Origin of the sequence: Thauera phenolivorans (genome assembly GCF_001696715.1) — a bacterium.
In the GTDB taxonomy this organism is placed as follows: Bacteria; Pseudomonadota; Gammaproteobacteria; order Burkholderiales; family Rhodocyclaceae; genus Thauera; species Thauera phenolivorans.
Map to the genome: position 1 here is coordinate 134,314 of NZ_MBFM01000006.1, position 12,535 is coordinate 146,848.

General features: G+C 71.0%; 14 protein-coding genes and 1 tRNA gene. 2 read left to right on the forward strand and 13 right to left on the reverse strand.

The window, feature by feature from the left end; translation table 11 throughout:
• Together BB334_RS16590 and BB334_RS16595 are read right to left on the reverse strand one after the other, a co-directional pair.
• Positions 1–74: transfer RNA gene (locus BB334_RS16590), tRNA-Gly, on the reverse strand.
• A gap of 94 nt (positions 75–168) precedes the next feature.
• The gene (locus BB334_RS16595) at positions 169–1,095 is read right to left on the reverse strand and encodes a transferrin-binding protein-like solute binding protein (RefSeq protein WP_068809605.1); all 927 of its coding nucleotides are present in this window, start codon (positions 1,093–1,095) and stop codon (positions 169–171) included.
• A gap of 195 nt (positions 1,096–1,290) precedes the next feature.
• On the opposite strand from BB334_RS16595, the gene alr reads away from it, so the two are divergent.
• On the forward strand, positions 1,291–2,361 hold the full coding sequence (gene alr, locus BB334_RS16600; protein ID WP_068809606.1) for an alanine racemase: 1,071 nt from the start codon (positions 1,291–1,293) through the stop codon (positions 2,359–2,361).
• Between the two features lie 31 nt (positions 2,362–2,392).
• Here alr and ccmI read toward each other — a convergent pair whose 3' ends face one another.
• The 11 genes from ccmI to BB334_RS16655 are packed head-to-tail and all read right to left on the reverse strand — an operon-like array spanning position 2,393 to position 11,659.
• Positions 2,393–3,610 (reverse strand): c-type cytochrome biogenesis protein CcmI, encoded by a 1,218-nt coding sequence (ccmI, locus tag BB334_RS16605; RefSeq protein ID WP_068809607.1) that lies wholly within the window; start codon positions 3,608–3,610, stop codon positions 2,393–2,395.
• Complete coding sequence (locus BB334_RS16610) at positions 3,607–4,155, reverse strand: cytochrome c-type biogenesis protein (protein ID WP_068809608.1); 549 nt, start codon at positions 4,153–4,155, stop codon at positions 3,607–3,609. The genes ccmI and BB334_RS16610 overlap by 4 nt, the downstream gene beginning before the upstream one ends.
• 10 nt (positions 4,156–4,165) lie before the next feature.
• Entirely contained in the window at positions 4,166–4,759 is a 594-nt protein-coding gene (locus BB334_RS16615) for a DsbE family thiol:disulfide interchange protein (RefSeq protein WP_068809609.1), read from the reverse strand.
• 9 nt (positions 4,760–4,768) lie between these two features.
• The gene (locus BB334_RS16620) at positions 4,769–6,751 is read right to left on the reverse strand and encodes a heme lyase CcmF/NrfE family subunit (RefSeq protein ID WP_068809610.1); all 1,983 of its coding nucleotides are present in this window, start codon (positions 6,749–6,751) and stop codon (positions 4,769–4,771) included.
• The gene (gene ccmE, locus BB334_RS16625) at positions 6,748–7,194 is read right to left on the reverse strand and encodes a cytochrome c maturation protein CcmE (RefSeq protein ID WP_068809611.1); all 447 of its coding nucleotides are present in this window, start codon (positions 7,192–7,194) and stop codon (positions 6,748–6,750) included. Before ccmE ends, BB334_RS16620 begins: the two co-directional genes overlap by 4 nt.
• Positions 7,195–7,407: a heme exporter protein CcmD gene (gene ccmD, locus BB334_RS16630; protein WP_068809612.1), complete on the reverse strand. Its 213-nt coding sequence runs from the start codon at positions 7,405–7,407 to the stop codon at positions 7,195–7,197.
• Complete coding sequence (gene ccmC / locus BB334_RS16635) at positions 7,407–8,183, reverse strand: heme ABC transporter permease CcmC (protein ID WP_068809613.1); 777 nt, start codon at positions 8,181–8,183, stop codon at positions 7,407–7,409. Before ccmC ends, ccmD begins: the two co-directional genes overlap by 1 nt.
• Before the next feature lie 50 nt (positions 8,184–8,233).
• Complete coding sequence (gene ccmB, locus BB334_RS16640; RefSeq protein ID WP_068809614.1) at positions 8,234–8,902, reverse strand: heme exporter protein CcmB; 669 nt, start codon at positions 8,900–8,902, stop codon at positions 8,234–8,236.
• Positions 8,896–9,522, reverse strand: coding sequence for a cytochrome c biogenesis heme-transporting ATPase CcmA (gene ccmA / locus BB334_RS16645; protein ID WP_068809615.1), 627 nt, complete (start codon positions 9,520–9,522; stop codon positions 8,896–8,898). The genes ccmB and ccmA overlap by 7 nt, the downstream gene beginning before the upstream one ends.
• Positions 9,523–9,551: 29 nt before the next feature.
• A complete protein-coding gene (narL, locus tag BB334_RS16650; RefSeq protein ID WP_068809616.1) occupies positions 9,552–10,190 on the reverse strand; it encodes a two-component system response regulator NarL in 639 nt (212 codons plus the stop codon).
• Positions 10,187–11,659, reverse strand: a complete 1,473-nt coding sequence (locus tag BB334_RS16655; RefSeq protein WP_232756768.1) for a histidine kinase — start codon at positions 11,657–11,659, stop codon at positions 10,187–10,189. The genes narL and BB334_RS16655 overlap by 4 nt, the downstream gene beginning before the upstream one ends.
• A 180-nt stretch (positions 11,660–11,839) precedes the next feature.
• Here BB334_RS16655 and BB334_RS16660 point away from each other — a divergent pair, with 180 nt between their 5' ends.
• Entirely contained in the window at positions 11,840–12,532 is a 693-nt protein-coding gene (locus tag BB334_RS16660; RefSeq protein WP_068809617.1) for a Crp/Fnr family transcriptional regulator, read from the forward strand.
• The last annotated feature ends 3 nt before the right edge of the window (positions 12,533–12,535 follow it).

The following is a 12,535-nucleotide window of genomic DNA, read 5'->3' on the forward strand; positions in this document are numbered from 1 at the left end:
TGGAGCGGGTGAAGGGAATCGAACCCTCGTATGCAGCTTGGGAAGCTGCCGTTCTGCCATTGAACTACACCCGCATCGGCGGCGGCCGGAAGGCTGCCGCGAAGAGGCGCCCATTCTAATGCGGGGCGCACCCGCACGCAATGCGCGGAGGATGGCGCGCCGACCGCGTCAGCGCCTGGCGCCGAAGGCGCCGCCGTAGGTCTCCCAGCTGCCGGCCGCCTCGACCGCGAACACGCCGCCGAGCTCCTCTGCAGCCGGCCCGTAGAAGCGGCCGCGCACCGGCCCGCTCATCGTGCCGCCGGCGTTGGCCAGCGTGCCGCTGAAGTCGTTGCTGCCGGCCGCATAGGCGAGGTCGCTGCCGCGTAGCTCGAGCTCCGGCCGGGCGGCGCCGCTCGAGTCGAGCGTGCCGCTGGTGGCGAAGGCCAGGGTGCGCAGGCCGAAGTCCACATCGACCCGGACCGCGCCGCCGGTCGCGTCCTCGCCGGTCCCGGTCGGTCCGACGTAGAAGCCGACGAAGGCACCGAGATACCGCGCGCTGCCGGTCGCGGGCAGCGCCGAGGCCGGCGTCACCCGGCCGTAGCTCACCGTTCCCAGGCTGGCGTTGCCCGCGCCGTCGTCCGTGCCCCACATGCCGAAGGTCTGGTAGTCCCAACCCGCAGCCTCGGCATCGATGCCGGCATAGAAGGCGCCACGATCGCCGCCGCTGGCGGTGAACTCCGCCGTTTCGGCCTCGACGACCCCGCCAACGACCAGGATCGTGTCGCCGTCGGCGGTGGAGAAGCCGACCGTCCCGGTCGGGGTGGCGATGCTCAGCAGGACCAGCTCGCCGCCGAGATCCTCCCGCAGGCTCACCGTGGAATCGGGGGTCGCCGGCGATACGATCGGCGCGGCGGCCAGGCCTGCGTCGTCATAGCGGTAGCTGCCCTCCTGCGACAGCCCGGCGATGGCGACCGTGGTGTTGGGGCGGATCGCGCCCCAGCTGGCGAAGCCGCCGGTGGTGCCGTAGGTCGTCGAGCTGCCACCGCCGCCGCAGGCCGCCAGGCCGGACGCGACGACCGCCAGCAGACATGAGTTCGCATGCCAGTTGCGCTCCATGATTTCCCCCTGCGACACCGGGGCACCGGCGCCGACACCGCGCCGGAACGCACCCGGTCAACTGAAGATATAGCAGGCCGAACGCGCCCCCGCCGAACCGGTTCGAGCGGCGCGCGCAGGCACCGGAACCCCGCTTACGCCGCGGGGCCGGCCGCTATACTTGGCGCTCTTCTCACAGCCTTCCCTCCTCCCCGAATGCGCCCCGCCCGTGCCCTGATCGACCTCGCCGCCTTCCGCCACAACTACCGCCTCGCGCGCCGCATCCATGGCGGGCGGGCGCTCGCGGTAATCAAGGCCAACGCCTACGGACACGGCTCGGTGCGCTGCGCGCAGGCGCTCGCCGACGAGGCCGACGGCTTCGCGGTGGCCTTCCTCGAGGAGGCGCTCGCGCTGCGCGCCGCGGGCGTCACCGCGCCGATCCTGCTGCTGGAAGGCGTGTTCGAGGCCGAGGAGCTGGCGGAGGTGGTCCATCACGGCCTGTGGATCGTGGTGCACGACGAGGCCCAGCTGCGCATGATCGAGGCCAGCCCGCTGGCGCGGCCGCTCCAGGTGTGGCTCAAGGTCAACAGCGGCATGAACCGCGCGGGTTTCGTCGGTGAGGCGGTGGCAGCGGCCTGGCACCGGCTGCGGGCCAGCGGCAGGGTCGCCGGGATCACGCTGATGACCCACCTCGCGCGCGCCGACGAGCCGCAGGTGATCGCCACCGCCGAACAGATCGCACGCTTCGATGCCGCCACCTGCGGCCTCGAGGGCGCACACAGCCTCGCCAACTCGGCCGGCGTGCTCGGCTGGCCGCAGGCCCGCCGCGACTGGGCGCGGCCCGGGATCCTGCTGTATGGCGCTGACCCGATGCCGCAGGGCGACAGCGATCTGCGCGCGGTGATGACGCTGCAGAGCGAAGTGATCGCCGAGCGCCGCATCGAGGCCGGCGAGGCGCTCGGCTACGGCGCGCGCTTCGTCGCCGAACGCCCGACCCGGGTCGGCCTGGTGGCGATGGGCTATGCCGACGGCTACCCGCGATCGACGCCGGACGGCACCCCGGTGGCGGTCGACGGCCTCGGCTCTCGCCTGATCGGGCGGGTGTCGATGGACATGCTGACGATCGACCTCACCGGGCTGCCCGAGGCGGGCGTCGGCAGCACGGTCGAGCTGTGGGGTCCGCACATCCCGGTCAACCGCGTCGCCGAGGCGGCGGGCACGATCGCCTACGAGCTGCTGTGCAACGTCAAGCGAGTGCGCTTCGACTACGTCGACCGGCCCGACTGAGGCGGCGGCCGGTGGCTGCCGGCCGCCGGGATCATTCTCGCACGCGGTCGATGACGAGGCTGACGCCGCTGGCGTCGATCGCGACGTCCTCGATCGCGCCCTCGAGGTCGCCGGCGCCAGCCGCGGCGGTGCCGCCCTTGGCGACGCGGGCGCCGAGCGTGACCGTCGGCGGGATCTCGCTGCCCATCATCGTCGCCTGCTCGAAGCTGAACGAGAGCGGCAGGTCGGCGCCGCGGAAGCGCAGCGCCGCCACCGGCGGGCCGCCCTGCGCGGTGCGCGCAAACACGAACACGGTGTCGTCGGCTGCCAGCCGGTCGCGCAGCCCGGGGGCGATCTCGAGGCGGCCGTTGAGCGTGATCGGGCCGGGTGCCGCAGCGGCGGCCGGCCCGGGCTGGGCCAGGGGCGCCATGCCCGCCTTCTGGCGCGCCTCGTTGACGCTCTCGATCACGCCGCGCGCCATTTCCGCGCCGGGCGGAATCCGCGCCAGGATCTTCTCCCACTGCGCGGCCGCGCCGGCAAAGTCGCCGCGCTGGTAGGCCATCGTGCCGGCGATCGCGAGCGCCTTCGGATGGCCGGGATCGATCGCCAGCGCGCGCTCGACCAGCGGCTCGGCCTTGCCGAGCACGCTGCCTTCGCTGGCGGCGGTAGCGTCCGCCCATTCGGTGATCACGTCGGCGTTGTCCGGCAGCAGCCCGGCGAGGTGCTCATAGGCGGCGGCGGCCTTCGGGTAGTCCTGCAGCATCGTGTAGGTGCGCGCGAGGATGCTCCAGCCCTCGACGTTGTCGGGCTCGTTCTCGAGCCGCGCGACCAGGGTGCCGACCATCTGCTCGACCTGCTCGCGGGTGAAGTCGCCACCGGTCTCGGCAACGTGATTCGCCGGATCGAGCGCCTCGGGTTCCCCGAAGGCGAGATAGCCGACCACCGCCAGCACCGGCACCATCACCGCCAGGCCGGCCGCCCAGCCCTTCGCGGGGCCGGCCTTGCTGGCGCTGATCGCGGCGTCGGCCGCCTGCCCTTCCTCGAGCGCCCGGCGCTCGAGCTCGTCGCGGCTGTTGGCATAGGTTTCCACATCGAGACGGCCGGCAGCACGCTCGGCCTCGAGTTCGGCGAGTTGCTCGCGCAGCACCACCAGCGCGGCGCCGGCTTGTTCCTGCTCGGCCTCGCGGCGCGCACCCTTGAGGACCGGAGGCACGAGCATGAGCAGGGCGCCGGCCACCATCAGGCCGGCGAGGATCAGGAAAACGGTCACTTACGGGACTCCTCGGGGGAAGACGGGGGCTGCGCGGGGTCACCGGCGAGGAGGCTGCGCGCCTGGGCGCGCTCTGTGGCCGAGAGGGCGACCGTCTCGCGCAGCTCGACCGCGCGCCGCCGCAGACGCCAGGCGAGCCAGCCGGCGCCGCCGAACAGCAGCAGCGCGGGACCACCCCACAGCAGGGCGGTGGACGTCTTGAAGGGCGGCTCGTAAAGCACGAAGTCGCCATAGCGCTCGACCAGGTAGTCGATGACGTCATCCTTGCTGCGGCCGGCCTGCAACTGCTCGCGGACCTGGTTGCGCAGGTCGAGCGCGAGCGGTGCGTTGGATTCGGCGATCGACTGGTTCTGGCACACGAGGCAGCGCAGCACGTGCGACAGCTCCATGACCTCCTTCTCGAGTTCGGGATCGGCCGCTGCGGTGGGCGCGATCTCGCCACCCGCTGGCGCCTGTTCGCCCGGCGCGTCGGCGGCCTGCGCCGGACTCAACCACAGCGCCGCGCACAGCGCGAGCGCTCCCCAGGCCGGCAGCCCCGGCCACATAGTGCTGCGATCAGCCTGCACGCTTGAGCTCCTCGATCTTCGGCAGCAGGACCTGCTGCAGGTTCTCCGGCGTGATCGGGCCGATGTGCTTGTAGCGGATGCGTCCATCGCGATCGATGAGGAAGGTCTCGGGCACGCCATAGACGCCGAAGTCGATGCCGACCCGGCCGTCGATGTCGAGCACCGACAGGGCGTAGGGGTCGCCGTGGTCGGCGAGCCAGCGACGGGCGCGCTGGATCGAGCGCGCGGTCTCGTCCTCCAGGCTCACGCCACGCATGTCGATGCCGCCGTCGCCGCGCAGTTCCTTGTAGTTGAGGCCGACGATCGGCACCACGTCCTGGCGCGCGAGCGAAACCAGCACCGGGTGTTCCTGGCGGCAGGCGACGCACCACGACGCCCACACGTTGAGCAGCCACACCTGGCCGCGCATGTCCTCGGCGCCGAAGCGGGTCTCGGGCGCGTCGAGGCGGGCGAGGCTGAAGGCCGGCACCGGCTTGTCGATCAGCGGCGAGGGCACCTCGCGTGGATTGAGGGTGAGGCCGAAGGCGAGGAAGCCGGCGAAGGCGAGGAAAAGGACCAGCGGTACGAGGAATTTTGCTTTCATGAACGATTCTCAGGCGGCCCGACCGGCGGCCGCGACCGCCGCCGTCGAGCGATGCTCGGCGGTACGGCGGTAGCGGCGGTCGGCGGCGGCGAAGATGCCACCGAGCGCCATCAGCAGGCAGCCCAGCCAGATCCAGCTGATGAAGGGCTTGTAGTAGAGGGAGACGATCCAGCTGCCGTCCTCGAGCTGCTCGCCGAGCGACACGTAGACGTCGCGCAGCGGGCCGATGTCGATCGAGGCCTCGGTCATCGGCATGCCCTGGGCGCGGTAGAGCCGCTTCTCCGGGGTCAGCGTGGTGAGTTGGCGTTCGCCACGATACAACCCGATGGTGGCGCGAGCGGCATCGTAGTTGGGACCGTCGGCGTCCTGCACGCCGCGGAACACGAAGCTGTAGCCGGCGAGCTCGGCGCGCTGTCCTTCCTTCATGCGCACGTCGAGGGTGGCGTCGAGGCTGCCCACCAGGGTGACGCCGATGATGAAGACGCCGATGCCGAGGTGGCCCAGCCACATGCCCCACCAGGCGCTCGGAATCGCGCGCAGACGGGCCGACAGCCTTGCAGCGCCGCTGCGGTCGCGCAGGCGGTTGCCGAGCAGCTGCAGACTGGCGAGGACCACCCAGGCCGCCAGCACCAGACCGAGCACGGTGCGCCAGGTGACGTGATCGACCGCAAACGCGGTGCCGGTGCCGATGACGAGGGCGGCGCCGAGGGTCGGCGCCAGCCGCCGCAGCACGGGCGAGACGCCGTCGGTCTTCCAGCGCAGGAAGGGGCCGACCATCATCAGCACCACCACCGGCGTCATCAGCGGCACGAACACCGCCTCGAAATACGGCGGGCCGACCGAGATCTTGCCCATGTTAAGCGCGTCGAGGAACAAGGGGTAGAGGGTGCCGAGCAGCACCGAGGCGGCCGCCACCGCGAGCAGCACGTTGTTGGCGAGCAGCGAGGTCTCGCGCGACACCAGGCCGAAGCTGCCGCCGCCGGTCAGGCGCGGCGCGCGCCAGGCATACAGCACCAGCGACACGCCGATCACGATCACGAGCAGGGCGAGGATGTACAGGCCGCGCTTGGGGTCGGTGGCGAAGGCGTGGACGCTGGTGATGACACCGGAACGGACCAGGAAGGTACCGAGCAGCGCGAGCGAGAAGGCACCGATCGCCAGCAGCACGGTCCAGCTGCGGAAGGCGCCGCGCTTTTCGGTGACCGCGAGCGAATGCATCAGGGCGGTGCCCACCAGCCAGGGGATGAAGGAGGCGTTCTCGACCGGATCCCAGAACCACCAGCCGCCCCAGCCGAGCTCGTAATAGGCCCAGCCCGAGCCCACCGCGATGCCGGCGGTCAGGAAGACCCAGGCCACCGTGGTCCACGGCCGCGACCAGCGCGCCCAGGCGGCGTCGAGGCGGCCGGTCAGCAGCGCCGCGATCGCGAAGGCGAAGGCCACCGAGAAGCCGACATAGCCCATGTAGAGCAGGGGCGGGTGGATGATCATCCCCGGGTCCTGCAGCAGCGGGTTCAGGTCGCGACCCTCGGCCACCGCCGGCAGCAGGCGCTCGAAGGGGTTGGAGGTGACGAGCAGGAAGGAGATGAAGCCGACGCTGACCCAGCCGAGCACGCCGAGCACGCGGGCGACGAAGGCCTCGGGCAGGTGGCGGGAGAAGACCGTCACCGCCACCGTCCACAGCGCGAGCGACATCGCCCACAGCAGCAGCGAGCCCTCGTGGTTGCCCCACACGCCGGTGATCTTGTAGATCAGCGGAGTCGCGCTGTGCGAGTTGGTCGCCGCCAGCTGCAGCGAGAAGTCGCTCTGCACGAAGGCGATGGTGAGGCAGACGTAGGCGACGACGACGAAAAAGAACTGCCCCTGCGCCGCAGGGCGGCCCACCGCCATCAGCGCGAGCCGGTTGCGGCTGGCGCCGACCAGCGGCACCACCGCCTGCACCAGCGCGAGCACCAGCGCGAGCACGAGGGCAAAATGACCGAGTTCGGGAATCATTGGCTCAGGGTCTCCGCCGCCTTGGAAGCCTGCTCGACCGCATGCGCCGCCTCGGGCGGCATGTAGTTCTCGTCGTGCTTGGCCAGCACCTCGGTGGCATGGAACACGCCGTCGGCCTCGAGCCGCCCCTGCACCACCGCGCCCTTGCCCTCCTTGAAGAGGTCGGGCAGGGTGCCCTTGTAGCTGACCGGGATGACCTTGGCGGTGTCGGTGATCGCGAAGCTGACCGTCAGGCCGTCGCCCGCGCGCCGGATGGAGCCGTCCTCGACCATGCCGCCGACGCGGAAGGTCTTGCCGAGCGGCGCCTTGCCCTCGGCGACCTCGGTCGGGGTGTGGAAGAACACCAGGTTCTGCTGGAAAGCGCTCAGCACGAGAGCGATCGCGGCCACGAGCAGGGCCACGCCGCCACCGACCAGCATCAGACGTTTGCTACGGGGTTTCATCTATTGCGACTCCATGCGGGCATCCGTTCGCCCATTCCTGTCCTTGCCGATTGCACGACGCCAGCGCAACAGCTTGCGCACAGCTTCCTTCCGACGCCGCAACACCAGTACAAGTTCCAGCGCCACCAGCAGGAAAGTGACGCCGTAGCTGCCCCACACGAAGCCGGCCGCGCCGCCCATCTCCCAGAACGCGGACCACGATTCCCATTGCATCAGGCGCGCCCTCCCCGTTCTGTCGATTCCTGGTCGAGCAGCGCCCCCACCCATTCGGTGTGGCGCTCGCGCTCGAGGATCATCGGCCGCACCCGCCACAGCACCACGGCGATGGTGTAGGCCCACGCTGCCAGCGCCATCACCAGCATGCCGGCGAGCATCGTGGTCGCCATCGACGGCGCCTTGGTCAGGCTCACCGAGGCACCCTGGTGCAGTGTGTTCCACCACTGCACCGAGAAGTAGATGATCGGCACGTTGACCGCGCCCACGAGGGCGATGATCGCGCCTGCGCGGTCGGCGCGGCGCGGATCCTCGATCGCGCGGGTGAGCGCGATGAAGCCCAGATACAGGAAGAGCAGCAGCAGCTGCGAGGTCAGGCGCGCATCCCACACCCAGTAGGCACCCCAGGTCGGCTTGCCCCACAGCGCGCCGGTCCATAGCGCGACGAAGCAGAACATCGCCCCGGTGGGTGCCAGCGCCTGGCTCATGATGAAGGACAGGCGAGTGTTCATGACCAGGCCGACCGCCGCCCAGAAGGCCATGATGAGATAGATGAACATCGACATCCAGGCCGCCGGCACATGGATGAAGATCACCCGGTACACCTCGCCCTGGGTGGCGTCGGTGGGCGCGACGAAGAAGCCGAGCCACAACCCGGCCAGGGTCAGCACCGCGGCGAGCGCCGCGAACCACGGCGCGAGACGGCCGGCGAGCGGGTAGAAGACCTGGGGAGCGGCGAAGCGGAACAGGCTGCGGCCGCGGTCGGAGGGGGTCATTTCGGGCTTGCCTGGGCCAGCAGCGCCGGCGCGTCGATTGGAAACAGTCGTCATTCGGTCGAGATCCGCAGGGCCGCGGCGCAGGCCCACGGCGCCAGCGCGAGCGCGCCAGCCAGGCCACCGCCGAGAAGCAACAGGTGGGCCGCGGCACCGGTACCGGACAGCTCCGCCTCCACCGCGCCGGCGCCGAAGATCAGCACCGGCACGAACAGCGGCAGCACCAGCAGCGCCAGCAGCATGCCGCCGCCGCGCAGCCCGAGCGTCAGCGCCGCGCCGACCGCGCCGAGCAGCGCGAGGGTCGGCGTGCCGAGCGTCAAACTTAGGACCAGTACCGGCAGGCCGCCTTGTTCCAGGTCAAGCAACAGCGCGAGCGCCGGCGCCACCGCCACCACCGGCAGGCCGGTGCTGAGCCAGAAGGCGAGCACCTTCGCACCCACCCAAAGCACGGCCGACTCGCTCGACAGCAGCAACTGCTCGAGGGTGCCGTCGACATGGTCCTGGGCGAACAGCCGGTGCAGCGACAGCAGGCAGGCGAGCAGGGCCGCGACCCACAGCACGCCCGGCGCGATCGCCCGCAGCAGGTTGGGCTCGGCGCCGACGCCGAACGGGAACAGACACACGACGATGATGAAGAAGGCGAGCGTCACCAGCACGTCGGCGCGACCGCGCCAGGCGAGCAGAAGGTCGCGCCGCAGCACCGCGAGGAAGGTGCTCAGCATGCGAAAGCACCGACGTCGAGCACCGCCGGCGGACGGGCGAAGGGGGCGTCCTGGTGGGTGGTCAGCATCACCATGCCGCCCGCGGCGCAATGATCGGACAGGGTGGCTGCGAGATCGGCGACCGCATGGACATCGAGCGCGGTGAAGGGTTCGTCGAGCACCCACAGCCGGCGGCCGGCCGACAGGAACAGGCGGGCGAGGCCCACCCGCCGACGCTGCCCGGCCGACAGCACGCGCGCCGGCAGATCGAGCTGGTTGCCGAGCCCGATGCGCACCAGCGCCTGCATGCAGGCCTCCTCGTCGACCGCATCGCCGACCGCAGAGGTGGCGAAGCGCAGGTTCTCGAGCGGGGTCAGCAGGTCGTTGAGCGCAGCCAGATGGCCGAGGTAGAGCAGTTCGCCGTGGAAGGCCTCGCGCACGCGCCGGATCGATTCGCCCTGCCAGCGCACCTCGCCCGCCTCCGGCATCGCCAGCCCCGTCACCAGTCGCAGCAGGCTGGTCTTGCCGACCCCGTTGGGCCCGGCGACGCGCAGCAGATCCCCTGCCTGGAGGCGGAAGGCGAGGTCGCGGAACAGCAGGCGATCGCCCTTCAGGCAGGCGAGATCTTGGACTTCGAGCATGGGGACGGATTGAACCACAGCCGTGCCAGTCACGCCACTGAGCCGCGCAGGTGCTCCACCGCCCACACCGCCGCCTCGACCCGCGAGCGCAGCGCGAGCTTGCGCAGGATGTGCTTGACGTGCACCTTCACCGTCCCCTCGGCGATATCCAGCTCGCGGCCGATCTGCTTGTTGGACAGCCCCTCGGTGATCTTCTGCAGGATGCGCCTTTGCTGTTCGGTGAGGACGGGCGGACCCGCCGTCTGCGGCTGCGACGGCCGGGCCGGGTGGCAGGGCCGCGGCGGGAGCACCACGCGGCCGGCGGCCACCGCCTGCAAGGCATCGAGCATCGCCTCGGGTTCCATGTCCTTGAGCAGGTAGCCGTCGATACCGGTCCGCAGCGCCGCTGCCACGTCCTCGTCGGCGTCCGACACGGTCACGATCACCACCCGCACGTCGAGGCGTTCGGCGCGCAGCGCGCGCAAGACTTCGAGCCCACCGAACTCGCGCATGTTGAGGTCGAGCAGGAGCAGATCGGGGCGCAGCTCGCGCGCCATCGCCAGCCCCTCGGCGCCGCCGGCGGCCTCGCCCACGAGGCGGAAGCCCGGCATCGTCTGCAGCAGCTGCACCATCCCCTTGCGAAACAGCGGGTGGTCATCGACGACGAGTACGCGCTTCATCCCGTTCATGGACGCGCCCCTCCCGCGTCGCATGGTGCGGGCGCCGCTGCGCTGGCCGCGCGGAAGCACACCCGGATGCACGTGCCGCGCGGCGCGGCGCTGACGATCTCGATTTCCCCGCCCATGCTGCGCGCGCGCTCGCGCATGATCGCGAGGCCATGGTGATTGGATGGGTCTGCCGGCGGCGCGCCGATGCCGCTGCCGTCGTCCTCCACGGTGAGCCTCACCTCACCGTCGTCCGCACCGCGCAGGTCGACCCGCGCGCGCCGTGCGCCGGCGTGCCGCACCATGTTCGCCAGGGCCTCGCGCACGATCTGCAGCACATGTACCTCCTGGTTCGGGCACAGCCGGCAGGCGCCGAGATCGACCTCGAGCGCCACCGAGATGCCGCCCCGGCTGGCGTACTCGCGTGCCGCGTCCGCCATGAGGGTCGGGAGGTCGGCGGAGAGACGCAGGCGAAAGGACACCAGCAGCTCGCGCAGCTGGCGGTAGGCTTCGTTGATGCCCTCGCGCAGCTCGGCGAGGATGGGCTCCGCCTCGGCGCAGCGCGCCGGATCGCCCACCACCGATTGCAGCCGGCTGGCCTGGATCTTCATGTAGGACAGCGCCTGGGCGAGCGAGTCGTGCAGCTCGCGCGCGATCGCCGAGCGCTCTTCCTGCAGCGCGAGCACGCGGTCGCTGCGCTGCAGCTCGGCGGTCTTCGCCGCGACCCGCGCCTCGAGCCCGCCGTAGGCCTGCGACAGTTCCTCCGCCATGTGATTGAAAACGACGCCGAGCCGGCCGAGCTCGTCGTGGCCGGTATGGCGGGCACGGGCGTCGAAGTCGCCGCGTGCCATGCGCTCGGCCGCGGCGCCGAGTTCGGCCAACGGCCGGTGCAGCGCCCGCTGCAGCATCAGGAGCACGACCAGGATCACCACCAGGGTCAGCACGATCGCGATGCCGAGCGTGGCCCGCAGACGCTCGATCCGGCGCTCGGTGCCTTCCTCGATCACCCGCGCCAGTGCGTCGAGTTCGCCGACGAAGCCCTCGATCTCCGCCCGCACGGCCTCGAGCCGCTCGCCCGAGGGCGCGCCGCGCGCCGCGGCGACGGCCTCCAGCCGTGGCCGCAGGCCTTGCCGCCAGCCGGCCTCGACGTTGCGGTAGGCGGTGGCGAAGCGCCCCTGCGGCGAGCGCTCGATCACGCGCCGGATCGACGCGTGCGCAAGCTGGCGCTCGAAATGCTCGATCGCCTGGGGAAGGGGCGGTGCGTCCTCGCCTGCGCCGAGCAGGTCGGCGGCCGCCAGGCTCCCCAGACGGTGGGCGAGCCGGCGCAGGCCGCCGGCGGCATTGAGCGCGCTCGCGTTGCCCTGCACCGTCTCCGCGACCAGCACCGAGGCGCTCATGCCGCCGAGGCTGATCAGCGCCAGCGCCAGCATGGCGAGCACGACCAGCAGCAGGATCGAGCGCCGGGCAAGGAAGTGGAGCGGGGACTGAAACACGCTGGGTTCTCCTCCGGTAGGGGGATCGACGGCGCCCGTTGCAAAAAAAACAGAGATGCAGGATACCTCTTTGGAGGTATGCCTGCACCCATGCGATGTCGTTTGCGTTACCGTGCGGGAACCAAAACGGCCGACCTCCAGGCGCCTGAGGCGAAAGCTTCGCAGCACAAGGACCACAGGATGAAGACCGACTACCCGATCCCCCTCGTCGAAGCACTGCAGCAGATTCCTCCCTTCGATCTGCTCGACACCGTCACCCTGGGCGAGCTGACCGCCGGACGGCGCGTGATCCGCGCCGGGCGAGGCGAGGTCCTGGTCCATCGCGACAGCCCGGCCGAAGGCGTCCATGTGGTGCTCGACGGCGAGGTCAAGCGCTTCCTGCTGTCGTCCTCCGGCAGCGAGCGGATCGTCGCCCTCGCCAGCCGCGGTGAATCCTTCGGCGAGGAGGCGGCGCTGCTCGACCGCCCCCACCTCGTCTCCGCCCAGGCCACCCGTGCGAGCAACCTGATGCTGGTGCGCACCGCCCAGCTGCGTGCGGCGATGAGCCGCTGCGCCCGCTTCGCCGAGGCGGTGACGACCCGCCTCGCGCTGTCCAACTACGAACTGCTGTCGAGCCTGCAGCTCTACCTTCAGTGCAGCAGCACCCAGCGTGTCGCCCACTACCTGACCCAGCTCGCCCCCACCGACGCCGAGCACTGGGAGATCCGCCTCGAGAGCGACAAGCAGACCATCGCCGCCCAGCTCAACCTCACGCCCGAAACCCTGTCGCGGGTCCTTGCCCGCTTCACCCGCGCCGGCATGATCCGGCCGCAAGGGCGGCGCGTGCTGGTGCTGAGCAAGCTCTCGCTGCTGCGCGACTGCGCCGGCGACTGAGCT